Below are 23,751 nucleotides of genomic sequence, written 5' to 3' on the forward strand. Positions count from 1 at the left end.
GGGATAATGTCTTCTCCTTCGGCCCGATCGGCGTGCCTTAAGCGCTTTATCGAAATCGAAGGGTTGGGACATGTGCCATTCATATTGAAGTCTATTACAGGGATACCGAATCTATAACACTCGCAAACTCAGGCGGCGGTCTGCTTTTGTTACTATCCTTAAACTATTTCCCAGCTTCCCATTAATATCAATTTAAATCATTTCTGAAAAATAATTTCTGTTTTTGACGGTAGATTCGTTTATCTGTATTCTAAAAAAATCTTACGCCTCAGTCAGCATTTTATAATGTCCATATACATTGTTTGTTTAATGATTTCTTTTGGTCTATTGCTAGGCTCAATGTATTTATACTTTAAATATAAATCTTCAATGTTATCTTTTATTGTTATAATGTTAATGGTATGGATCACCATTTGTTTTAATGGCGCGTGGTTGATAATACGCTATTATACAGGGGACGGTATTAATATGGCCTTACTCAGCACCTTATCTGGCGATATGACGGGGGCTGATTTTGATTCGTATCTTTCTGGCATCATCGGTGGAGGGGGGCTGATATTATTTTCTTTGTTGGGGATGTGCTGGTCAGTAAAGAAAAAGAAACGTGTTAATAAGCAAATGGTGAAAATAGCCTGGCTACCTTCTTTTCTTTCAGCTTTATCATTAATCATTGCGATATCGATTTCTCCTTTTTTTTATCAAGCAGCAATGCTTGTTATACCATCTTACCTTAATAAAGGTCCGGGGTTTAGTGAATATTACCATGTTCCTCAAGCCGAATTAGCGAAAAATAATAAAAACATTGTCTATATTTATGCTGAAAGCCTTGAGGCTACCTGGTTTGATAAAGTGAAATTCCCACGATTGACAGCAGAGTTGGACGTTTTTCGTCATCAGGCAACAGACTTTAGTAATACACTAGGCTACAGTACAATTAATTATACTATCGGTGGAATTGTTGCATCACAATGTGGTTTACCGATGATGGGGTATAAAATTAACAGTACGGGTACGAAATTCTTTCCGGATGCTATATGTCTGGGAGATATACTCCAACAACGAGGATATGATAATTATTTTTATCAGGGAGCCGATTTACGCTTTACTAATAAACGAGATTTTTTCACCACACATGGTTTTAAAGAAGTATATGGCCTAAGTGAGCTTATACAAGATATGGACGAAAACGACCGTACTTATCGACACGCTTGGGGACTCTACGATGATACGCTGCTAAAAAAAGTATGGGAACGTTATGAATCGTTATCTCAGCAGAAAAAAAACTTTGCACTTTTTGCGTTAACCGTAGATACCCATGCACCGAAGGGGTTTGTCTCACAGAGTTGTCAACGTAAGCGCTATGATTATGCTGGAGAGCAAAACCCGTCCCTGAGTGCGATTTATTGCAGCCAGGAAGAGTTGGCGAAGTTTATCGAGAAAATTATTCATTCCCCCTGGTTTGCCAATACTATTATTGTCGTTTCCTCTGATCATCCGGCGATGGAGAATACTGCAACAGACTATCTGGATGAAAATAAAAGAAGAAATTTATTTTTTATCATTAGCGCGGATCAATCGGATGCCAGGAATATTGATAGTGTCAGAAATGTGATGGATAATGGTGCGACTCTGCTAGATATGTTAGGTGGAGATAACGCGATTGGTTTGGGGCGCAGTAGTTTTTCACGGCAATCATTATCCGCAAAGTTTGATGATCTGGAAAGTAAATTCATATCTTGGCAGTATGATATTGAAAATATGTGGGGGGGATTGAAGTTACCCGATAAGATAACTCTTGATATGGTACGAGAGAAGTTAATTCTGACTGAGAGTAATACTTCCTCTTTCCCCTTTATAATCGCTGGTAAAGGCTCTAGTTACGAGATGTTTAAACCAGATACCGTGCAAGTCTCATTACGTAACCAGCTAGCACTGAATGATGAGGACGATTATTTTATATGGATCGATCGTTGTGGCGAAATAAATAATGTCCTTTATCTGGATGACAACATGGGTAAACAGCAATGGTGTAAGGCTGAAGGTCGGCTTGGTAGCACTGTTGCAGTGGAGGAAATTAAACAGAAATCACTGGAAATTGATTTTAGTTCTTTTAAAGTTAAAAATCCTTTCTGGTTTAGCAAGCATGATTTATATCGAGATAGAAAAATGCTCCTTCGCCGAAGCGATGAGAATATTCATTACCAGTCAGATCGTGTTTTTTTTAATTTATCAGGGCTACCTGATAATATTAGTAAAATTTCTGCGAAATATGTTCCCGCGATAAGAGAAGCGTGGGGGGTGAGAGTCAATAATGAACTGTCCATTAGTTTTAAGAATGCGTTACCTCCTGATGTCACTATTGAGATTACCGGGAACGCGTTTGGCGAAAGTGTCGGTAAACCGGGTAAAGTAAAGCTGGGTGACGAGACGCAGTGGATTCGTTTTGGCGGTGATGTCACCACACAAAGAGTTCGTTTTACTAATATGGATAAATCATCAAAGTTAGTTATTACACCTCCCCTTACGGAGGGAATAATAGAGGATGAAAACCGTGATGCTAGACGGATACGTATGCAGGACAAGGGCATTGGTCTGGTAACGTTGAAAGTATTACCACAATAATATATGACTGATGCGGCAGGCAGCGGGTAGAGGTGTTTCTGGATAATGAAGTGGCATGGCCTGCTCTAACGTCAGTGGCAATCAGACTACTTTCCTCGCTGTTTCAAGGATAAGTTTGCCGTAATGGGGCAGTGCTATACGCCATCGGTCTGCGCGAGCGTAAAGTAGAACGAGACATCCTGAAAAAGGTCGCTGGTACAATCTGGCTCCGGGTATGAGCCGTTGTGGCTATTGCTGGGGTAATGTGGTGGCAGAATCGTTCATCAGCTTACTCATATAAAGAAAGCATCAGAAAGCGGGTATATAAAAGCCTGGATATGGCTCTAGTGGATATCTTGATTACATTGAAGTGTTCTATAACCGGGCCCGACGCCACCATTATCTCGATGGCGCCAGCCCTGAGGCTTTTGAAAAGGCTTCGTCGTGAGGACAGGAACTGCCTGTGGAATCAAGAAAACTCTGATTTTGTGGATAACTCTGTGGGTAAATAGGTATAAGGCGGGTTTCTGCTGGGGATTGCAGCAATCAGTCATTTTTCTGCAATTTAGGGGTTGCGGACTCTCGGGAACTCCCTATAATGCGCCTCCATCGACACGGCGGATGTGAATCACTTCACACTAAATAGCCGGTTCGGTTGAAGAGAAAAATCCTGAAATTCAGGGTTGACTCTGAAAGAGGAAAGCGTAATATACGCCACCTCGCGACAGTTCGCTAAAGCGCGTCGCAACTGCTCTTTAACAATTTATCAGACAATCTGTGTGGGCACTCAATGATACGGATTCTTAACGTCGCAAGACGAAAAATGAATACCAAGTCTCTGAGTGAACACGTAATTCATTACGAAGTTTAATTCACGAGCATCAAACTTAAATTGAAGAGTTTGATCATGGCTCAGATTGAACGCTGGCGGCAGGCCTAACACATGCAAGTCGAACGGTAGCACAGAGAGCTTGCTCTCGGGTGACGAGTGGCGGACGGGTGAGTAATGTCTGGGAAACTGCCCGATGGAGGGGATAACTACTGGAAACGGTAGCTAATACCGCATAACGTCGCAAGACCAAAGTGGGGGACCTTCGGGCCTCACACCATCGGATGTGCCCAGATGGGATTAGCTAGTAGGTGGGGTAATGGCTCACCTAGGCGACGATCCCTAGCTGGTCTGAGAGGATGACCAGCCACACTGGAACTGAGACACGGTCCAGACTCCTACGGGAGGCAGCAGTGGGGAATATTGCACAATGGGCGCAAGCCTGATGCAGCCATGCCGCGTGTATGAAGAAGGCCTTCGGGTTGTAAAGTACTTTCAGTGAGGAGGAAGGTGTTGTGGTTAATAACCGCAGCAATTGACGTTACTCGCAGAAGAAGCACCGGCTAACTCCGTGCCAGCAGCCGCGGTAATACGGAGGGTGCAAGCGTTAATCGGAATTACTGGGCGTAAAGCGCACGCAGGCGGTTTGTTAAGTCAGATGTGAAATCCCTGGCTGAACCTGGGAACTGCATTTGAAACTGGCAAGCTTGAGTCTCGTAGAGGGGGTAGAATTCAGGTGTAGCGGTGAAATGCGTAGAGATCTGGAGGAATACCGGTGGCGAAGGCGGCCCCCTGACGAAGACTGACGCTCAGGTGCGAAAGCGTGGGGAGCAAACAGGATTAGATACCCTGGTAGTCCACGCTGTAAACGATGTCGACTTGGAGGTTGTGCCCTTGAGGCGTGGCTTCCGGAGCTAACGCGTTAAGTCGACCGCCTGGGAGTACGGCCGCAAGGTTAAAACTCAAATGAATTGACGGGCCCGCACAAGCGGTGGAGCATGTGGTTTAATTCGATGCAACGCGAAGAACCTTACCTACTCTTGACATCCACGGAATTTAGCAGAGATGCTTTAGTGCCTTCGGGAACCGTGAGACAGGTGCTGCATGGCTGTCGTCAGCTCGTGTTGTGAAATGTTGGGTTAAGTCCCGCAACGAGCGCAACCCTTATCCTTTGTTGCCAGCGGTTCGGCCGGGAACTCAAGGAGACTGCCAGTGATAAACTGGAGGAAGGTGGGGATGACGTCAAGTCATCATGGCCCTTACGAGTAGGGCTACACACGTGCTACAATGGCATATACAAAGAGAAGCGACCTCGCGAGAGCAAGCGGACCTCATAAAGTATGTCGTAGTCCGGATTGGAGTCTGCAACTCGACTCCATGAAGTCGGAATCGCTAGTAATCGTAGATCAGAATGCTACGGTGAATACGTTCCCGGGCCTTGTACACACCGCCCGTCACACCATGGGAGTGGGTTGCAAAGAAGTAGGTAGCTTAACCTTCGGGAGGGCGCTTACCACTTTGTGATTCATGACTGGGGTGAAGTCGTAACAAGGTAACCGTAGGGAACCTGCGGTTGGATCACCTCCTTACCTTAAAGAAACGTTTGTTGAAGTGTCCACACAGATTGTTTGATGAAAAGTAAATAGCAAGGCGTCTTGCGATTGAGACTTCAGTGTCCCCTTCGTCTAGAGGCCCAGGACACCGCCCTTTCACGGCGGTAACAGGGGTTCGAATCCCCTAGGGGACGCCACTTGCTGGTATGTGTGAGTGAAAGTCGCCGACCGTCATATCTCAAACAGACTCACGAGTCTTGTTTGAGATATTTGCTCTTTAAAAATCTGGATCAAGCTGAAAATTGAAACGACACACTGTGTCTGTTCTCCGTAATAAGAACAGATAAGCGGTGTGTTCGAGTCTCTCAAATTTTCGCAACACGATGGTGTTTTACGAAACATCTTCGGGTTGTGAGGTTAAGCGACTAAGCGTACACGGTGGATGCCCTGGCAGTCAGAGGCGATGAAGGACGTGCTAATCTGCGAAAAGCGTCGGTAAGGTGATATGAACCGTTATAGCCGGCGATGTCCGAATGGGGAAACCCAGTGCAATTCGTTGCACTATCGTTAACTGAATACATAGGTTAACGAGGCGAACCGGGGAACTGAAACATCTAAGTACCCGAGGAAAAGAAATCAACCGAGATTCCCCAGTAGCGGCGAGCGAACGGGAGCAGCCCAGAGTCTGAATCAGCTTGTGTGTTAGTGGAACGGTCTGGAAAGTCCGACGGTACAGGGTGATAGTCCCGTACACCAAAATGCACAGGTTGTGAACTCGAAGAGTAGGGCGGGACACGTGGTATCCTGTCTGAATATGGGGGACCATCCTCCAAGGCTAAATACTCCTGACTGACCGATAGTGAACCAGTACCGTGAGGGAAAGGCGAAAAGAACCCCGGCGAGGGGAGTGAAACAGAACCTGAAACCGTGTACGTACAAGCAGTGGGAGCCTCTTTATGGGGTGACTGCGTACCTTTTGTATAATGGGTCAGCGACTTATATTCTGTAGCAAGGTTAACCGAATAGGGGAGCCGAAGGGAAACCGAGTCTTAACTGGGCGTTAAGTTGCAGGGTATAGACCCGAAACCCGGTGATTCAGCCATGGGCAGGTTGAAGGTTGGGTAACACTAACTGGAGGACCGAACCGACTAATGTTGAAAAATTAGCGGATGACTTGTGGCTGGGGGTGAAAGGCCAATCAAACCGGGAGATAGCTGGTTCTCCCGAAAGCTATTTAGGTAGCGCCTCGTGAACTCATCTTCGGGGGTAGAGCACTGTTTCGGCTAGGGGGTCATCCCACTTACCAACCCGATGCAAACTACGAATACCGAAGAATGTTATCACGGGAGACACACGGCGGGTGCTAACGTCCGTCGTGAAGAGGGAAACAACCCAGACCGCCAGCTAAGGTCCCAAAGTCACAGTTAAGTGGGAAACGATGTGGAAGGCTCAGACAGCCAGGATGTTGGCTTAGAAGCAGCCATCATTTAAAGAAAGCGTAATAGCTCACTGGTCGAGTCGGCCTGCGCGGAAGATGTAACGGGGCTAAACTGTGCACCGAAGCTGCGGCAGCGACACTATGTGTTGTTGGGTAGGGGAGCGTTCTGTAAGCCGTTGAAGGTGAACTGTGAGGTTTGCTGGAGGTATCAGAAGTGCGAATGCTGACATAAGTAACGATAATGCGGGTGAAAAACCCGCACGCCGGAAGACCAAGGGTTCCTGTCCAACGTTAATCGGGGCAGGGTGAGTCGACCCCTAAGGCGAGGCCGAAAGGCGTAGTCGATGGGAAACAGGTTAATATTCCTGTACTTGGTGTTACTGCGAAGGGGGACGGAGAAGGCTATGTTAGCCGGGCGACGGTTGTCCCGGTTTAAGCATGTAGGCGGAGGTTCCAGGTAAATCCGGAATCTTATTAACGCTGAGATGTGATGACGAGGCACTACGGTGCTGAAGTAACAAATGCCCTGCTTCCAGGAAAAGCCTCTAAGCATCAGGTAACATCAAATCGTACCCAAACCGACACAGGTGGTCAGGTAGAGAATACCAAGGCGCTTGAGAGAACTCGGGTGAAGGAACTAGGCAAAATGGTGCCGTAACTTCGGGAGAAGGCACGCTGATGGTAGGTGAAGCGACTTGCTCGTGGAGCTGAACTCAGTCGAAGATACCAGCTGGCTGCAACTGTTTATTAAAAACACAGCACTGTGCAAACACGAAAGTGGACGTATACGGTGTGACGCCTGCCCGGTGCCGGAAGGTTAATTGATGGGGTTAGCGGTAACGCGAAGCTCTTGATCGAAGCCCCGGTAAACGGCGGCCGTAACTATAACGGTCCTAAGGTAGCGAAATTCCTTGTCGGGTAAGTTCCGACCTGCACGAATGGCGTAATGATGGCCAGGCTGTCTCCACCCGAGACTCAGTGAAATTGAACTCGCTGTGAAGATGCAGTGTACCCGCGGCAAGACGGAAAGACCCCGTGAACCTTTACTATAGCTTGACACTGAACACTGGTCCTTGATGTGTAGGATAGGTGGGAGGCTTTGAAGCGTGGACGCCAGTCTGCGTGGAGCCAACCTTGAAATACCACCCTTTAATGGCTGGTGTTCTAACGTAGACCCGTAATCCGGGTTGCGGACAGTGTCTGGTGGGTAGTTTGACTGGGCGGTCTCCTCCTAAAGAGTAACGGAGGAGCACGAAGGTTAGCTAATCCTGTCGGACATCAGGAGGTTAGTGCAAAGGCATAAGCTAGCTTGACTGCGAGAGTGACGGCTCGAGCAGGTGCGAAAGCAGGTCTTAGTGATCCGGTGGTTCTGAATGGAAGGGCCATCGCTCAACGGATAAAAGGTACTCCGGGGATAACAGGCTGATACCGCCCAAGAGTTCATATCGACGGCGGTGTTTGGCACTTCGATGTCGGCTCATCACATCCTGGGGCTGAAGTAGGTCCCAAGGGTATGGCTGTTCGCCATTTAAAGTGGTACGCGAGCTGGGTTTAGAACGTCGTGAGACAGTTCGGTCCCTATCTGCCGTGGGCGCTGGAGAATTGAGGGGGCTGCTCCTAGTACGAGAGGACCGGAGTGGACGCATCACCGGTGTTCGGGTTGTCATGCCAATGGCATTGCCCGGTAGCTAAATGCGGAAGAGATAAGTGCTGAAAGCATCTAAGCACGAAACTTGCCCCAGATGAGTTCTCCCTGACTCCTTGAGAGTCCAGAAGGAACGTTGAAGACTACGACGTTGATAGGTCGGGTGTGTAAGCGTAGCGATACGTTGAGCTAACCGATACTAATGAACCGTGAGGCTTAACCTTACAACGCCGAAGATGTTTTGGCGAAAGAGACATCGAAATTCAGCTTGATACAGATAACATCAGAACGTGAAAAACGGTCTGATAACAGAATTTGCCTGGCGGCAGTAGCGCGGTGGTCCCACCTGACCCCATGCCGAACTCAGAAGTGAAACGCCGTAGCGCCGATGGTAGTGTGGGTCTCCCCATGCGAGAGTAGGGAACTGCCAGGCATCAATTAGTGAAGAAGCCCATCCTGCCGGATGGGCTTTTTTGCGTGTGCAGAACAGGTCAGAAAGCGCGGCATCAGCGGTGACGGGCGGTGCTCAGCGTTGCCGGAAGGCGGCGTAACTCCTTATCCGGCCTACATTCAGAAAAGCACCGGTAATCCCATTCCATGTTTTACTGCATGCAGCGTCTGCTGTGTCACTTGATGCGTCCGCTCACAATTTCATCTTTTTTACTTCCTTCCCTGCAACAGTTAACCCTAAATCGTGATCTTGCTAATGAAATGTGTGATTTCGATCACTAATTTAGACATAACAATTATATAACATTTTATTTACTTAAATATCTGTCTACGCGTGTAGTTGCACTCGTAAAGGCAGGAGATCGCTTTTGACAGGAGTTAGCAAATGGCTGTAACCAGTGTGACCCCAGAAAGGACGCTTACAGACAGCGATACTCGCCGTCGCGTCATGGCGATAGTCGGGGCATCTTCGGGGAACCTTGTTGAATGGTTTGACTTTTATGTCTACTCATTCTGTTCCCTTTATTTTGCCCACATCTTCTTCCCCTCAGGAAATACCACTACTCAATTACTTCAGACGGCTGGCGTCTTTGCCGCAGGATTCCTGATGCGCCCAATCGGTGGCTGGATATTTGGCCGCATTGCCGATCGCCGTGGCCGTAAAGTCTCAATGCTCATCTCTGTATGCATGATGTGCTTTGGCTCTCTGGTGATAGCCTGTTTACCCGGCTATGCCGTTATTGGTACGTGGGCACCAGCTTTGCTGCTGTTGGCTCGTTTGTTCCAGGGGCTCTCGGTAGGCGGCGAGTATGGCACCAGCGCCACCTATATGAGTGAAGTCGCCGTTGAAGGACGCAAAGGTTTCTATGCCTCGTTCCAGTATGTGACGTTAATTGGCGGGCAACTGCTGGCTGTATTGGTCGTGGTGATATTGCAAAACGTGCTCAGCAGTGAAGATCTCCACGCCTGGGGATGGCGCATTCCATTCGCCTTAGGCGCGGTACTGGCGATTGTTGCATTATGGCTGCGCCGCCAACTCGATGAAACATCACAAAAAGAGACGCGGACGCTCAAAGAAGCGGGGTCGTTTAAAGGATTATGGCGTAATCGCAAAGCCTTTCTGATGGTGCTCGGTTTCACGGCTGCTGGCTCGCTGAGCTTCTACACTTTTACCACCTACATGCAGAAGTATTTAGTTAACACCGCCGGAATGAGCGCCAATGTTGCCAGCATCATCATGACTGCCGCGCTGTTTGTCTACATGCTGGTTCAGCCGTTATTTGGTTTACTGTCAGATAAAGTCGGTCGCCGTACGTCAATGCTATGTTTCGGCGCACTGGCAACGTTATTTACGGTTCCTATCCTCACCGCGTTGCAGAGCGTTTCATCTCCGTACATCGCTTTTGTGTTGGTGATGTGTGCGTTGCTGATTACCAGTTTCTACACCTCTATCAGCGGTATTCTGAAAGCCGAGATGTTCCCGGCTCAGGTTCGTGCGTTGGGGGTTGGCCTGTCTTATGCGGTTGCTAATGCGTTGTTTGGTGGTTCGGCGGAGTATGTCGCGCTGTCGCTGAAATCGGTTGGCATTGAAACGGCTTTCTTCTGGTACGTTACCGTGATGACTGCACTGGCGTTCCTGGTATCGCTCAAGCTGCACCGTAAAGGGAAGGGCTTACGTCTGTAGATTAGTGTTGTGCCAGTTGCCACACCGTATAGCCGGTTGTGGCTCCGGCAACATCCCACGCGAAGTCTTTCCAGCTCCAGCCGCTTCCTTCGGGGCGGCTGTCCCACAATTCTTTGGACGCCCCAAGGCTCACTGAAAACATAAAGCCTATCGCGGCACTGCGGTCACGGCTGATGCCTTGATGCTGGGCGTACTCGTTGCCTGCGGCGGCGAGCATGGCAGAGGCGATAAAGTGCTGCGCTTTATCCTGGCCTGTCCAGCGATCGTTTGCCATATGGCTACAGCCGCTAAGTGCGAGGATAGCAAAGAGAAGATAAATGCGTGGCATAGTGAGTCCTGAAAAAAAGCCCCGTAGGAACGAGGCTATTATTTAAAGGATACGGCTGATTAAGCGGTCGATACGGATGCGTCGCAGGCGACGTATCAGTTTTCGTACCTTCACTGGATAGTCTGCAATGCTTTGCAGGTCACGATAATGATTCACTACCGTAGTGTGCTGGCGGATAAGCTCCAGCTCTTTCTGGCGCATTGAAGCCAGCTGCTTTTTCGGATCGTGAATCAGGATCGCATTTTCCAGATCCAACCGCCAGGCGCGTGGGTTAAGATTATTGCCGGTAAGCAACATCCATTCATTATCGACCCACATTCCTTTCAGGTGATAGCTGTTATCCCCGTCCTTCCACAGACGTACCACCAGTTGGTCAGTATTAATATAATACTGTAAGCGGCTCAGGAAGCGGCGCAGGTTAATTTCATACAGGTATGGCAGCGCGCCGATAATTTTGAACGGCTCATTTTCTGGAATGTAGAAGTCATTTGCCGTTTTATCGCCGACGATGATCTCGACTTTCTTCCCTTCACGCAGCAGGCGGATGATATTGCGAACCAGCAGGGCGGGAAGGTTGAAGTATGGCGTGCAGATGGTGAGCTTTTCTTCGGCGCACGGCATCAGGTGGAAAATGGTTTTATTCAGCAGGCTCGATTTGCCCAAGCCAACCAGAGGCGTCACGGTGAGTTCGTCCTCGCTGGCGTTGCCCTGGTAGTGATATCCCGTATCGCGTAACTCCTGGCGATACTGGCGGATATCATTTTTAATTTCCGGGCTTTTTGGCCGTTCACTATTATCCAGGCGATTAACGCCGCGCCCTTCAACCAGATTCTGCGACACCCAGTTAAACATGATATCTGCCATCTGCGCGTTGCGAATGCAGTGATAGCGGTCATAGCGATATTTATCATGCTGATGCAGATAAACGTCGTTGATACTGGCGCCGCTGTACAGCACGCAGTCATCGATAATGAAGCCTTTAAAATGCAGAACGCCGAGTGCTTCGCGAGTATTTACCGGAACACCATAAACCGGAACGTCTACGCCCGGATTCTCTTCGGCGGTACGGCAGTACCAATCAGCATTTGTATTGGATGCAGCAGCACCAATGCGCCCACGTTGTGCACGATGCCAGTCAACCAGCACCCGGACATCAAGTTCCGGCTTCTGGCGTTTTGCATCGTACAGGGCTTGCAGAATCGTCTTTCCGGCATCGTCCTGTTCGAGGTATAACGCGACGATACAAATACGCTGCGTGGCGCTGGCGATTTTTGCGAGCAGAGCTTCACGGAAATCTGCTGGAGCATAAAAAAACTCAATATCATCAACAGACTGTGAAAGCTTGGGTAGTTGGGCAAGGTGTTGTTGATGTTTATTACGCTTAAATTTTGACAACATCACAGTGCGTTTCTTCTCTGGTTTAGTGAAGGGTCCTCTGTACCAGGCAGACGACGTAAGCGGTCAATGATACCATCTCTGTCGGGTAAGGGCAGCATTTCCAGCAACTTAGTCACCACTTAGCCGTAACGATAGCCCGACGATGCCATCTTCCAGCTGAATATCGACCTCAAAACCGAGTTTCCGCGCCAGCGCAATCATCCCGCGATTGTTGGGCATGGTAATTCCGTTAAGCCGCTGCAAACCGTGGTCACGGGTATAGCCGATCAGTTTTTCTAACAACCGCCCGCCAAGCCCAAGACCTTTTAAATCGGAACGAACCAATACGGCAAATTCCGCATCAATATTATCGGGATCGGAAATGGCGCGAGTCACGCCTAAGATCTCGGTGCGATCGCCCATCGTGAATACGGCGACAAAAGCCATTTCTCGATCGTAGTCGATCTGCGTCATATTGGCTAAATCGTCATGGGTAAATTCATTGATCTCACTAAAATAACGGTAGTAAAGATCTTCTTTAGTGACCTGCGCAATAAACTGCTGCAATAGCGGCTCGTCTTCCGGCAAAATCGGCCGGAACAGACAACGCTCACCATTTTTCATCGTCACCCACTCTTCAAGATGCTGTGGATAGGGGCGAATGGCCAGCCGACTTTCGCTGGAACCGCTGAATGGTGCAATCTCCAGGCTGACATCCAGTGCCGTAAATTCACTGCCGGATACCAGCAAGGGATGAATATCAAGGCGTTGGATCTCCGGGCAATCCACCACCAGGTTAGAAACCTGCACCAGTAATTGACTCAAACCAGCAATATCCAGCGGACGCAGAGCGCTACGCCCACGAATTTTCTTACTCTTAATGGCCTGAATCACCAGATAGCGCGCCAGTGTCATATTGAGCGGCGGAAGGGCGACAGCGGCTTGATCTTCGGCACGCCACTCGACGCCACCTTCACCCAGCATAATCAGCGGCCCAAATAGCGGATCGTGTTCGACCACCACACGCAACTCCTGAGCTCCGGCGCGGTTCGCCATACTTTGCACCAGAAGTCCATGAATACGTGCCTGCGGCCAGGTCATCCGTACGCGGTCAAGAATCGCGTCTGCGGCCTGCTGGACTTCGGCGGCGGTGCGCAAATACAGCATAACCCCTTGAACTTCTGATTTATGCGGGATGTCCGGCGAGCGCAGTTTCAGCGCCACAGGGTAGCCGATCTGCTCGGCAATATGCACTGCCTCTGTGCTATCGGCGGCAATCCAGGTTGGCAGTGTGCTCAGGCCATAGGCTTGTAAAATAGGGCGGACTTCATGGGTATCCAGCGCGGTGATACCGTTGTCGATGGCCTGTTGCAATAGCTCGTGCGCCTGTGTGGTATTGGCCGTTAAGCTGTGCGGCAGCGCTGGGGTTTCCCGCAGTTGCTTCTGGTTACGTCGATACTCCACCATATGCATAAAAGCGGTAATTGTCCCTTCCGGCGTGCGATAGGTAGGGATTCCGGCATCGCTAAACAGGCGGCGAGCTTCGATGGATGAATACTCGCCACACCAGTTGGTGAGCACGCTGATATAGTTGCTGCGCGGATGCTTTTTGATGAGATCAATCAGTGCTACGGCGCTTTCCGTTCCGGTTGCGGTCGCGCTGGGGGAATGGATAACCATCAGTGCATCAAGATCCGGGCTATTGAGCAGCACGTTGACCGCCGATAAATAGTGGTTAACGCTGGCATCATCGCGCAAATCGAGCGGGTTGTTAGCCTCTACGCTATCCGGCAGTAGCTGTTGTAGCTGTTGTCGTGTCTCTTCACTAAGGGTTGCCAGCTTGCCGTTACGTGCCCAGTGTTCATCCAGCGCCAGTGCGGCAGGGGCTGCGCCGTTGCTGATGATCATCAGCCGTTCACCGCGCAATGGGCGCATATGGCTCAGCGTTTCGACGGCGGAAAATAGCTCATGGGTGTCTTGCACCCGCAATAGACCGGCACGTTGAATGGCGGCATCCCACGCTGGATCCATACCGGAATTAGCCTGTAACAGCCTCTGGGCTGCGGGGCTACGTCCACTTTTAATCACCAGAATTGGCTTGTTACGCGAGGCACTACGTGCAGCCGAGACAAAACGGCGGGCATCGCTGAGTTGTTCAAGATATAAGAGGATCGCGCTGGTTTTGCTGTCTCGCGCCAGATAGTCGAGCAGGTCATCGACATCAATATCCAGGCTGTCGCCCAGCGCAATAAAGTAGGAAAAGCCCATTTCACGCTGTTGTGCCCAATCCAGAATAGTGTTGGAGACGGCAGCAGACTGCGAGATAAACGCGAGCTTGCCTTTACGAATAGGTACGGGTGAAAAGCTGGCGTTCAACCCCTGCCAGGGGGCGAGTAGCCCCAGGCTGTTTGGCCCGAGCAGACGCATTTGATAGCGAGCGGCGCATTCTTGCAGAGCGCTGAATTGGTCAGGAGGGGAGGAGAGTATGATGCAGGTCTTGCACCCTTTTTCACCTAACGCCTCTAATAGCGCCAGATTGCGTTTGGCATGAGTACACAGCACCGCAAGATCTGGCGAGAACGGCAGGCTTTCGATGGTCGGCCAGGCCAACACCCCGAGCACTGCCTTCCAGGCTGGTGTAACCGGCAGGACGGGGCCAGCAAAGCCACCGCGCAGCAGATTCTGCATCATTAAAAAACCGGCTCGCTGGGGTTTCATCGACGCGCCAATAACCGCAATCGATTTTGGCCTCAGGAGTGCTTCCAGCCCACGTTGACTCATACCGGTTTTCCTTCCACGACAGTGACGTTATGAGTTTAAACGTTTTCTACCGTCGTGGTTGTGATGTTGCCCTGATGGTTAGATTTTCCTGCCAAATAGTTTTCACGAAAACGGGTAAAGTGCTGGCTTAACGCCGAGGCTGCGCCGGTATCACCCGCTAAATCCAGCAGTGCGATGGCTACTTCAGCGGTGCAATACTGCCCTTCAGCGTGGACTTCACGCAGGCTATAGGCCGACACGCGTGAAAGGTCAACGGAAATTAGCGGCAGATTATCCAGCCACGGGCTTTTACGGAACATTTTTCGCGCCTCGGGCCAGGTTCCGTCTAACATAATAAATAGCGGCGGTTTACCTGAAGGCGGTGCGCTCAGAATCTGGCGCTCCGGCTCGGCATAGGACGCGGGGAAAACGACCATTGGCTGGTAATCTGGGTTTTTCACCAAATCAAGCAGTGCCTGCGGTGGTTCAGTACGCGACCACTGAAAAGCCTCGGTTTGCGGTAAAATATCGGCAATCAGGCGACCAGTATTGCTGGGTTTCATCGGTTCTGTGTCGAACATGACAAGGCAAAAGCGGCTTTTTGCCGGATGCGGAACAATAGTGTTACACAGACAGTAGCCCTGAACGAGCAGGCAACGCTGGCAGCGACGAACCCGGTTACCACGGGCAAGAAAAGGACGAGTCGCGCGGGCAAGGCGTTCGGCGCGCAACCGAAGAACGGCGTTATCAATCATGGAAGTTGTACGGTAAAAACGCCATTGTCGCAGAGGTGAATACGGGGCACAAGATGCGCCCCGTCAGCATTAGTTTTGAAGTGCTTCGTTCAGCCAGCTATCGAACGGGGCTTTCGGTACTGCACCGTTGAGCATATCGATAACTTCGCCATTTTTGAAAATCATAATTGTAGGGATGCTGCGAATACGAAAACGGGCGCTCAGCTCGCGTTCCGCTTCGGTGTTCACTTTAACAAAGCGCACCTGGCCGCTACGTTCTTCCGCGACATCTTCAAAAATCGGGGCAAAGTTGCGACAAGGGCCGCACCACGGAGCCCAGAAATCGACGACAACCGGGAGATCGTCCTTCAGCAGTTTATCCAGCGTGCTGTCTGTGGCGTTGATAACTTCACCATCAAACAAGTCTTCACCACAGCGTCCACATTTTGCCGCTTCATTAATACGCGCTTCAGGAATGCGATTAAGCGTCTGGCAGTGGGCACAAACGGTATTCATAACTCACCTCTGGGTCATCATGTTGCAGAACGGCAATGTTGCCGAATGTTTCTATAATGTTAAGCATTATCAACGAGACTGTATTAATCAACAATGCGTTTTATCCAATGGGTACAATAGTCGTGGTCTTTTTTATGAAGTAATGGCTAAGCGCTAACACATCAGGTAATCTGCGCGCTTCGCGCAGCGCAGGTGGAGAAAAACATGAGCGACGAACTGAAAAACAAAAACGGCAAGGTCAAAGTGATGTACGTCCGCAGTGACGATGACTCGGACAAACGCACCCAAAATCCACGTACCGGCAAAGGTGGTGGTCGCCCCGGTACATCCCGTGCCGAAGGTGGTCGTCGTCCTGCCCGTGAAGAGAGAAACGGCGCGAACAGCGATCGTGGGCGTGAACGTGGCCGCGACCGCGATCGTAGCCGCGATACCGGGCGCGACAGCTCACCATGGCGTACCGTCTCCCGTGCACCGGGCGACGAAACCGAAATGAAGCCAGACCACGGCGGCATTAGCGGTAAAAGTTTTATCGACCCAGAAGTATTGCGCCGTCAGCGCGCAGAAGAAACCCGTGTCTACGGTGAAAATGCTTGCCAGGCCCTGTTCCAGAGCCGCCCGGATGCTATCGTCCGTGCCTGGTTCTTGCAGAGCGTTACGCCACGCTTTAAAGAAGCGCTGCGCTGGATGGCGGCTAACCGTAAAGCCTATCACGTGGTCGATGAGGCCGAGCTGGCGAAAGCCTCTGGTACGGAACACCACGGCGGCGTTTGCTTCCTGATTAAAAAGCGTAACGGCACAACCGTACAGCAGTGGGTCGCAAACAGCGGTGAAGATGATTGCGTACTGGCACTGGAAGACGCAGGCAACCCGCATAACCTCGGCGCGATGATCCGTAGCTGTGCGCACTTTGGCGTAAAAGGTGTGGTATTGCAGGACGCTGCGCTGGTGGAATCCGGTGCCGCTATCCGTACTGCTGAAGGTGGCGCTGAGCACGTGCAACCCATTACCGGCGATAGCTTTATCGAAGCCTTAGAACAGTTCCGCGATGCGGGCTATGCCATTGTGACAACCAGCAACGCCGGTGGTACTCCGCTGTTTAAAGCAGAGTTGCCGAAGAAAATGGTTCTGGCGCTGGGTCAGGAACGTGATGGCGTGGCGCAATCCGCCGCTTCTATTGCTGATATGAGCGTGTCGATTGACGGAACCCGTGCGGTAGAAGGCCTGAACGTCTCTGTGGCGACAGGTGTGCTGCTGGCCGAATGGTGGCGTCAGCATAAAGCGTAATATCGCAGGCCAAAAAAAACCGGTAGAGGCTCTACCGGTTTTTTTATGTCTGAAGTATTTCAACGACGACAGTCGGCCTGATAAACGGCTATTCCGGCAATACCGGCATCCAGTCAATAGGCTTCTCTCCACGTTGCTCCAGCCATTGGTTTGCCTGCACAAAATGGTTACTGCCAAAGAACCCACGATGCGCCGACAGCGGCGACGGGTGAGGGGCTTTCAATACATGATGGCGCTGGGTATCAATAATGGCCCCTTTCTTCTGCGCGTGTGACCCCCACAGTAAAAAGACTACGCCTTCGCGATGCTCGTTAATCAGAGCAATCACTTTATCGGTAAAGGTTTCCCAGCCCAGGCTGGCGTGCGAGTGCGCCTGTCCGGCACGAACGGTTAACACCGTGTTGAGCAGCAACACGCCCTGTCGCGCCCAGCTTTCCAGATAACCGTGCGTTGGGCGAGTAAAACCGGGGATGGTCGCTTCCAGCTCTTTATACATGTTCAATAATGATGGCGGCGTGGCAATACCCGGCTGGACGGAGAACGCCAGCCCGTGCGCCTGATTTGGGCCGTGGTACGGATCTTGACCCAGAATCACCACTTTAACATCGCTGAGCTCGGTAAAACGAAAGGCGTTAAACACATCTTTCTGCGGCGGATAAATCGTCACACCAGACTGGCGCTCGCTGGCGACTGTCGCCAGGGTGTTCACAAAGTAAGGTTGCTGTTTTTCAGCGGCCAGCACGTCGTGCCAGGTTAAAGGGGTTGTCATCTCGCTCTCCTGCGAATCTTTATGCGCATAGCTTAACTGCTTCTTTCGTCATCACAAAATCGGATGGCGGACAGCGAGGGGATGAGAGTAAAAAAAGTTGAAAATTTACAGAATTATTTTGCGATGGCACGATGCGTAACTTGATGCAAAACAAGTATTTTCCCTCATTACCACTTTCGTGGTGTGGTTTTTATTGATTTAAATCAAAGAATCAAGGGTGTTCGAGGGGTATATATACACTCAAGCAACAATGGTTTTACCAATTGGCCGCGATACGGTCGGTTAAAAATGAATATAAAGAGCCTAGGGAGGCATCAAATGATTACAGGTATCCAGATTACTAAAGCTGCTAAAAATGACCTGCTGAACTCTTTCTGGCTGCTCGACAGCGAGAAAGGCGAAGCACGTTGCCTGTGCGCGAAAGCGGGTTATGCGGAAGATGAAGTGGTAGCGGTTAGCGCGCTGGGCGATATCGAATACCGTGAAATCCCGGTTGAAGCAAAACCAGAAGTTCGCGTTGAAGGTGGTCAGCACCTGAACGTTAACGTTCTGCGCCGTGAAACTCTGATGGATGCGGTTGAGCACCCAGAAAAATATCCGCAGCTGACTATCCGTGTTTCCGGTTATGCCGTGCGCTTTAACTCTCTGACCCCAGAGCAGCAGCGCGACGTTATCGCTCGTACTTTTACTGAAAGCCTGTAATTTTTCAGTGACGAGACGCTAACGCACTAAAGCGTCCAGCACCAGGACAGCAATACCCCCGCAGCAATCCTGCGGGGGTATTTTTTTATTTGGCCTGTTCGCGACCGACCAGGATTGTGGTCAGCGTGAAGGAGAGAACCAGCGCGATAACGACGCCGGAAATCGCGAAGACAAAATAAGGGCCAATATAGGCGGGCAGACTGAAAATGCTCGATAAAATATAGCCATACAGACGCACACCAAAGAAAGCGATAAAGGCGGAAGCCAGTGAACTGGCAATGGTTGCCGCAATAAACGCTTTTTTGTAGCGCGTCAGCACACCGAATAGCGCCGGTTCGGTAATTCCCAGCAGTGCCGAAATCGCCGCCGACAGAGTGACCGTTCGGTTTTCTTTGTTTAACCGCCAAATCGCAAAGGTCGCCCCAGCAATCGCCATATTCGCCATGAACATCATCGGCATCAGCATGTCGTAACCGCGATCGCTAAAGTTTTGCAGAGCAATCGGCGTCATCGCGTGGTGCATACCGGTCAGAACCGCCACCGGACGAATCGCACCGACAATTAACCCGGCAAAACTGGCGGAGACGCCAAATAACCCTTCAATAAACCACGCCAGCATTTTACCCAGCCAGATACCGATTGGCCCGATAATCACCAGCGCGGCGAGTGCGCCCAGGAAAAGGGTCAGCGTTGGCGTAAAGACGGTTTTCAGCACTTCAGGCATGATCCGATCAACGGCCTGATGAATGTATTTCAGCGCCAGAATCGAGAAGATCACGGGGATCACACTGGACGCATAGTTAAACACCGAAACGGGAATGGCGTTGAATAGCCAGAGCGCTGAAACCGCATCGGCCTGATGCGTTGCCAGCGCTTTCGCGGCATCGATAAGCGTTGGATACATCAGGCAAGCAGCGACGGCAGCCGCCAGATATTCATTGGTTTTAAAGATTTTTGCCGCCGAGACTGCGAGGAAAAATGGCAGAAAATAAAAAACACCGCTGGCGATAAGGTCGATTATCATCACCGTATCACTTTTTGGTGATACCAATTTGAGGGCAATCAGCCCTGCCAGCAGGCCTTTGATCATTCCCGCGCCAGCAATGGCGGGCACTATCGGGCCAAACACCCCAGAGACGGTATCCATAAACAGCGACACCAGACTTTTGCGCTCTTTGGTTTTTCCCGCCGGTGTTGCTTGTGTCTGTTGACCCAATGCTTCCAGCAGTAGCTCATACCAGTTGTTCACCTTCGGGCCGATGATTATCTGAAACTGGTCGCTTTGCAGTTGCGCGCCCAATACGCCAGGCAGTTGCTTAATTTCATCCTGCGCTACTTTATTATCATCAATTAAATCAAAGCGTAATCGGGTCATACAGTGCCAGACTTTATTTATATTCCCCTTGCCACCCACCAAACTAATAATTCTGTTGATAGCCTCTTGCGTCCCCATAATGGCTCCTGCGATAAGGTTGTTGTTTTCTTTGTGTCGCTGAATGGTAAGTAAGCAAAGCAATAAAAACAAACCAATAAAACATGATGATAATCACAATTTACTATATATAGCGGCATGTATGGCCTGTTTTTTATAAATTGGTTCGTTTTTTAAATATAAATGACGGTGTTTTTGAACCAAAAAAATTATTTAATAAAAAGGTTTACCGACACCTAAAAATAGGGTGAAGATAATTAGAGTCTTATTTTATTTTCCACAGGGAGCTTTCTGTGAAACCTACGCTGATTACTGCGATTGAATGCTTTATCACCCGTCCTGACCGCCATAATTTGGTAACGGTACGCGTCACGACTGACAACGGAACGGTGGGGCTTGGCTGTGCGACCTTCCAGCAGCGCCCGCTGGCGGTAAAAACGCTGGTGGACGACTATCTGCAACCACTGCTCATTGGCCGTGATGCCAATAACATCGAAGATTTGTGGCAGATGATGAACGTCAATGCCTATTGGCGTAATGGCCCAGTGATGAACAACGCCATTGCCGGTGTCGATATGGCGCTGTGGGATATCAAAGCCAAACTGGCGGGAATGCCGTTGTATCAGCTATTAGGGGGCAAATCCCGTGATGCTATCGCGGCCTATACACATGCCAGCGGTGAAACGCCGGATGAACTTTTTGTTGCCGTCGATCACCTGCTGGAACAGGGATATCGCCATATTCGCTGCCAGCTTGGTTTCTATGGCGGCACGCCCCGCGAGATGCACACGCCTGATAACCCAACGCCAGGTGCATGGTTTGATCAGGACGAATACGTACGCAATACCGTGGAAATGTTCCGCCTGTTACGTGCGCGCTATGGTCATCGTTTCCATATCCTGCATGATGTGCACGAACGCCTGTTCCCACAGCAAGCGCTCCAGTTGGCAAAACAGTTAGAGCCTTATCAACCGTGGTTTATCGAAGATATTTTGTCACCGCAGCAAAGCCCGTGGCTGGCGCAAATTCGCCAGCAGAGCAGCGTGCCGCTGGCAATGGGCGAGCTGTTTAACAATCCGGCTGAGTGGCATGATTTAATCGTTAACCGGCAAATTGATTTTATCCGCTGCCATATATCCCAAATTGGCGGCATTACTCCAGCGCTGAAGCTGGCGGTGCTGTGCCAGGCTTTCGGTGTGCGTTTGGCCTGGCATGGGCCTGGAGACATGACGCCAATAGGTGTTGCGGTGAATACGCATCTCAATATTCATCTGCACAATGCGGCGATTCAGGAGTTTATCCCTCGTTCCGCCACTACTGATGCGGTATTCCCTGGTGCACCGACGGTGCAAAATGGTTTTATTTATCCGCCTACCGCAGTGGGGATTGGGGTTGAATTTGATGAAGCGCTGGCATTGGCGCATCCGGTGGTGTATCGCCCGCATGAGTGGACGCAAAGCCGCCTGCCGGATGGGGCGATTCACACCCCATAATTTACCCCGGCGGTTGTTGACGGAAGGCGAGGTTATCGCGATTGTGCGGGATAACGTAGGTGCAGGAGTAGTTGATATCAATGATGTCGCTAATTTCGTACACCCGCCCGCCGTCTAAAATCCCACGGTTATTGATGTGCATCGCTGGGCTGCCCTTTTTGCAGCCCAGTAGCGCAGCTTGCTCTCGGCTGATGCTGACGGCGCGATAGCGGGTCAACAAGTGTGAAATTTGATAGCCCTTTTCCAATACATACTGCTGTAATGAACGCTCAATAACCTCTTGGTTCAGGTCGCTGAACATGGCGGTTGGCATACGCGAAACTTCAATCTGCACGGCGATATCATCAACGAAGCGCAGGCGGCAGAACTGCCAGATAAAGTCATCATCGGTTAGACCAAAAACTTGCTGATCCTCTGGGCCTGGGCGTGTTTTATGCAGACTTATCATGCGGTAGCGCATTTGGTCGAAACGTTTTTCGGTGATGGAGTTGTAGACCAGCGGGTTGCTGCGCGTTTGTTCGTTTATCCAGATACCCGAACCTTGCACAATGCGCACTACGCCGATATTGGCGAGCTTTTCCAGCGCCTGACGAATAGTAAAACGCGACACGCCATATTCTTGCGCCAGTTGGCGTTCCGGTGGCAGCTTACGTGGCCCGTCGCTGCTGTGCTGATAAATTTTGCTGAGGAGATCCTGGGTCACAAACTCTTTTTTCTTCATCGCCGATGTCACCTACCCGTCGATATAAAAACGCCGGGAAGCTATCCCGGCGTTCGATTCATAACAAAGTGAGAGGCTTACTCTTCGGTGCTCTTTTCGACTGCACCTGCGCCGCTTGGTTTACGGCGTTTGCCAATATTTTTAGCATCGCGGTGACGTTTCTTCACGCGAGGCTTGTCTTTGTCTTGCTCTTTTTTCTTCTCGGCGCGCTTCGCCAGCACTTTCTTGGACGGCTTACCGGTCATTTTTTCGCTTGGCGCACGCGTGGTTGGGCGCAGCTCATCAATGACGCGAGCTTTCAGCGGCTCTTCGATATAGCGGCCGATTTTCTGCAACAGCAGGTGATCGTGTGTTTCAACCAGTGAAATCGCCGTGCCTTTACGACCCGCACGACCGGTACGACCAATACGGTGCAGGTAAGTGTCTGCGCCGCGCGGCATATCAAAGTTAATCACGTGGCTAACGTCCGGGATATCAATCCCGCGCGCTGCGACGTCGGTCGCGACCAGGACGTTAACACGGCCTTCGGTCAGGCGTTTAATCCCTTCGGTACGCTTAACCTGCGCCATTTCGCCTTCGAGATAACAGTTGTTAATCCCGGCTGCACGCAGAATTTCAGCCAGCTCATGCACACGCTCACGTTTACGCACAAACACGATGGTACGGGTCGCGTCTTCTTGTTTAAGCAAGTGTTTCAGCAACTCAATTTTGTGCTCAAGGTTATCAGCACGGTAGTACCACTGATGAATTTTCTTGCGTTCGCGAGTGGATGGCGTAGCGGAAACTTCGACCGGATCTTCCAGCAGACGCTCAGCAAAGTTCTGAATCGCTTCGCCTTCGAGCGTTGCGGAGAACAGCAGCGTCTGTTTACGCCAGCGAGTCTCACCCGCGATGTGTTCGATATCCTGGGCAAAGCCCATGTCCAACATGCGGTCGGCTTCGTCGAGGATCAGCGTTTCAACGGCGCGGCAGTCGAAGTTTTCTTCTTTGATGTATTGCAACAGGCGGCCAGTGGTCGCCACCACAATATCCTGGTTTTCGCTGAACACTTCGGCGTGGTTCATATACGCTACGCCGCCGGTGATGGTGGCGATGTCCAGATGCGTATTTTTGGCCAGCTCACGAGCATGTTCTGCAACCTGCATCGCCAGTTCACGCGTCGGCGTAAGGATCAAAATACGCGGCGGCCCGGATTTTTTGCGCGGGAAGTCGAGCAGGTGCTGCAACGCAGGCAGCAAATACGCCGCTGTTTTACCGGTGCCGGTTGGCGCAGAACCGAGAACATCACGTCCATCGAGCGCAGGCGGAATGGCGGCAGCCTGAATGGCAGTCGGGCGTGTAAAGCCTTTGCTCTGGAGGGCATCCAGCAGGCTTTCGTCAAGTTCAAGTTCGGAAAAAGTCGTTACAGTCATGATTACCTCTGTGTGAGGCGCTG

The 23,751-nt window shown here is 50.6% G+C and carries 14 protein-coding genes, 1 tRNA gene, 3 rRNA genes and 1 pseudogene; 10 read left to right on the forward strand and 9 right to left on the reverse strand.

Features of this window, described 5'->3' with window-relative positions; genetic code table 11:
* Positions 1–309: 309 nt before the first annotated feature.
* The 7 genes and pseudogenes from opgB (at position 310) to AC6I4B_RS06315 (ending at position 10,200) form a co-directional block, all read left to right on the forward strand.
* Complete coding sequence (opgB, locus tag AC6I4B_RS06285) at positions 310–2,622, forward strand: phosphatidylglycerol--membrane-oligosaccharide glycerophosphotransferase (protein WP_497771966.1); 2,313 nt, start codon at positions 310–312, stop codon at positions 2,620–2,622.
* A 199-nt stretch (positions 2,623–2,821) separates the two neighbouring features.
* Positions 2,822–3,049: pseudogene (locus AC6I4B_RS06290) on the forward strand (IS3 family transposase); the annotation flags it as partial.
* A gap of 441 nt (positions 3,050–3,490) precedes the next feature.
* A 16S ribosomal RNA gene (locus AC6I4B_RS06295) occupies positions 3,491–5,019 on the forward strand.
* Positions 5,020–5,104: 85 nt separating this feature from the next.
* A tRNA-Glu gene (locus AC6I4B_RS06300) sits at positions 5,105–5,180 on the forward strand.
* Between the two features lie 218 nt (positions 5,181–5,398).
* Positions 5,399–8,290, forward strand: a 23S ribosomal RNA gene (locus AC6I4B_RS06305).
* A gap of 94 nt (positions 8,291–8,384) precedes the next feature.
* Positions 8,385–8,499: ribosomal RNA gene (gene rrf, locus AC6I4B_RS06310) — 5S ribosomal RNA — on the forward strand.
* Together the 16S, 23S and 5S rRNA genes with 1 tRNA gene alongside form the textbook arrangement of a ribosomal RNA operon.
* A 402-nt stretch (positions 8,500–8,901) precedes the next feature.
* Positions 8,902–10,200 carry an MFS family transporter gene (locus tag AC6I4B_RS06315; RefSeq protein WP_497770383.1) on the forward strand — a complete coding sequence of 433 codons (1,299 nt, stop codon included), beginning with the start codon at positions 8,902–8,904 and terminating at the stop codon, positions 10,198–10,200.
* A gap of 1 nt (position 10,201) precedes the next feature.
* Here the strand turns inward: AC6I4B_RS06315 and AC6I4B_RS06320 are convergent, their stop codons facing one another.
* The 5 genes from AC6I4B_RS06320 to trxC form a co-directional block, all read right to left on the reverse strand.
* Complete coding sequence (locus AC6I4B_RS06320; RefSeq protein ID WP_497770384.1) at positions 10,202–10,528, reverse strand: YfiM family lipoprotein; 327 nt, start codon at positions 10,526–10,528, stop codon at positions 10,202–10,204.
* Between the two features lie 42 nt (positions 10,529–10,570).
* Entirely contained in the window at positions 10,571–11,926 is a 1,356-nt protein-coding gene (gene pssA / locus AC6I4B_RS06325) for a CDP-diacylglycerol--serine O-phosphatidyltransferase (protein ID WP_497771968.1), read from the reverse strand.
* A 108-nt stretch (positions 11,927–12,034) separates the two neighbouring features.
* On the reverse strand, positions 12,035–14,686 hold the full coding sequence (locus AC6I4B_RS06330; protein ID WP_497770386.1) for a bifunctional acetate--CoA ligase family protein/GNAT family N-acetyltransferase: 2,652 nt from the start codon (positions 14,684–14,686) through the stop codon (positions 12,035–12,037).
* A 35-nt stretch (positions 14,687–14,721) separates the two neighbouring features.
* Positions 14,722–15,420 (reverse strand): tRNA-uridine aminocarboxypropyltransferase, encoded by a 699-nt coding sequence (locus tag AC6I4B_RS06335; RefSeq protein ID WP_497770388.1) that lies wholly within the window; start codon positions 15,418–15,420, stop codon positions 14,722–14,724.
* Positions 15,421–15,489: 69 nt separating this feature from the next.
* On the reverse strand, positions 15,490–15,915 hold the full coding sequence (trxC, locus tag AC6I4B_RS06340) for a thioredoxin TrxC (protein ID WP_497770390.1): 426 nt from the start codon (positions 15,913–15,915) through the stop codon (positions 15,490–15,492).
* Between the two features lie 204 nt (positions 15,916–16,119).
* Between trxC and AC6I4B_RS06345 the strand changes: the two genes are divergently transcribed.
* On the forward strand, positions 16,120–17,199 hold the full coding sequence (locus tag AC6I4B_RS06345) for a tRNA/rRNA methyltransferase (RefSeq protein WP_497770391.1): 1,080 nt from the start codon (positions 16,120–16,122) through the stop codon (positions 17,197–17,199).
* A gap of 88 nt (positions 17,200–17,287) precedes the next feature.
* Here the strand turns inward: AC6I4B_RS06345 and ung are convergent, their stop codons facing one another.
* Positions 17,288–17,968 carry a uracil-DNA glycosylase gene (ung, locus tag AC6I4B_RS06350; RefSeq protein ID WP_497770393.1) on the reverse strand — a complete coding sequence of 227 codons (681 nt, stop codon included), beginning with the start codon at positions 17,966–17,968 and terminating at the stop codon, positions 17,288–17,290.
* Positions 17,969–18,286: 318 nt separating this feature from the next.
* On the opposite strand from ung, the gene grcA reads away from it, so the two are divergent.
* Positions 18,287–18,670 (forward strand): autonomous glycyl radical cofactor GrcA, encoded by a 384-nt coding sequence (gene grcA / locus AC6I4B_RS06355; RefSeq protein ID WP_497770394.1) that lies wholly within the window; start codon positions 18,287–18,289, stop codon positions 18,668–18,670.
* 85 nt (positions 18,671–18,755) lie between these two features.
* On the opposite strand, the gene AC6I4B_RS06360 is transcribed toward grcA, so the two are convergent.
* Positions 18,756–20,123 carry a PTS transporter subunit EIIC gene (locus AC6I4B_RS06360; protein WP_497770396.1) on the reverse strand — a complete coding sequence of 456 codons (1,368 nt, stop codon included), beginning with the start codon at positions 20,121–20,123 and terminating at the stop codon, positions 18,756–18,758.
* Between the two features lie 272 nt (positions 20,124–20,395).
* Here AC6I4B_RS06360 and AC6I4B_RS06365 point away from each other — a divergent pair, with 272 nt between their 5' ends.
* The gene (locus AC6I4B_RS06365; RefSeq protein ID WP_497770397.1) at positions 20,396–21,595 is read left to right on the forward strand and encodes an enolase C-terminal domain-like protein; all 1,200 of its coding nucleotides are present in this window, start codon (positions 20,396–20,398) and stop codon (positions 21,593–21,595) included.
* 1 nt (position 21,596) lies between these two features.
* On the opposite strand, the gene AC6I4B_RS06370 is transcribed toward AC6I4B_RS06365, so the two are convergent.
* Together AC6I4B_RS06370 and srmB are read right to left on the reverse strand one after the other, a co-directional pair.
* Entirely contained in the window at positions 21,597–22,316 is a 720-nt protein-coding gene (locus AC6I4B_RS06370; protein WP_497770399.1) for a GntR family transcriptional regulator, read from the reverse strand.
* Positions 22,317–22,393: 77 nt separating this feature from the next.
* Complete coding sequence (srmB, locus tag AC6I4B_RS06375; RefSeq protein WP_497770400.1) at positions 22,394–23,728, reverse strand: ATP-dependent RNA helicase SrmB; 1,335 nt, start codon at positions 23,726–23,728, stop codon at positions 22,394–22,396.
* Positions 23,729–23,751: the final 23 nt, after the last annotated feature.

This window comes from Kluyvera fluvialis, from assembly GCF_059725275.1.

Excerpts from the sequence above, each read along its gene's own strand:
- AC6I4B_RS06330 (WP_497770386.1), bottom strand. The coding sequence starts at position 14,686 with ATGAGTCAACGTGGGCTGGAAGCACTCCTGAGGCCAAAATCGATTGCG.
- AC6I4B_RS06345 (WP_497770391.1), top strand. The coding sequence starts at position 16,120 with ATGAGCGACGAACTGAAAAACAAAAACGGCAAGGTCAAAGTGATGTAC.
- ung (WP_497770393.1), bottom strand. The coding sequence starts at position 17,968 with ATGACAACCCCTTTAACCTGGCACGACGTGCTGGCCGCTGAAAAACAG.
- opgB (WP_497771966.1), top strand. The coding sequence starts at position 310 with ATGATTTCTTTTGGTCTATTGCTAGGCTCAATGTATTTATACTTTAAA.
- AC6I4B_RS06360 (WP_497770396.1), bottom strand. The coding sequence starts at position 20,123 with ATGGGGACGCAAGAGGCTATCAACAGAATTATTAGTTTGGTGGGTGGC.
- pssA (WP_497771968.1), bottom strand. The coding sequence starts at position 11,926 with ATGTTGTCAAAATTTAAGCGTAATAAACATCAACAACACCTTGCCCAA.
- AC6I4B_RS06320 (WP_497770384.1), bottom strand. The coding sequence starts at position 10,528 with ATGCCACGCATTTATCTTCTCTTTGCTATCCTCGCACTTAGCGGCTGT.
- grcA (WP_497770394.1), top strand. The coding sequence starts at position 18,287 with ATGATTACAGGTATCCAGATTACTAAAGCTGCTAAAAATGACCTGCTG.
- AC6I4B_RS06315 (WP_497770383.1), top strand. The coding sequence starts at position 8,902 with ATGGCTGTAACCAGTGTGACCCCAGAAAGGACGCTTACAGACAGCGAT.
- AC6I4B_RS06335 (WP_497770388.1), bottom strand. The coding sequence starts at position 15,420 with ATGATTGATAACGCCGTTCTTCGGTTGCGCGCCGAACGCCTTGCCCGC.
- trxC (WP_497770390.1), bottom strand. The coding sequence starts at position 15,915 with ATGAATACCGTTTGTGCCCACTGCCAGACGCTTAATCGCATTCCTGAA.
- srmB (WP_497770400.1), bottom strand. The coding sequence starts at position 23,728 with ATGACTGTAACGACTTTTTCCGAACTTGAACTTGACGAAAGCCTGCTG.
- AC6I4B_RS06370 (WP_497770399.1), bottom strand. The coding sequence starts at position 22,316 with ATGAAGAAAAAAGAGTTTGTGACCCAGGATCTCCTCAGCAAAATTTAT.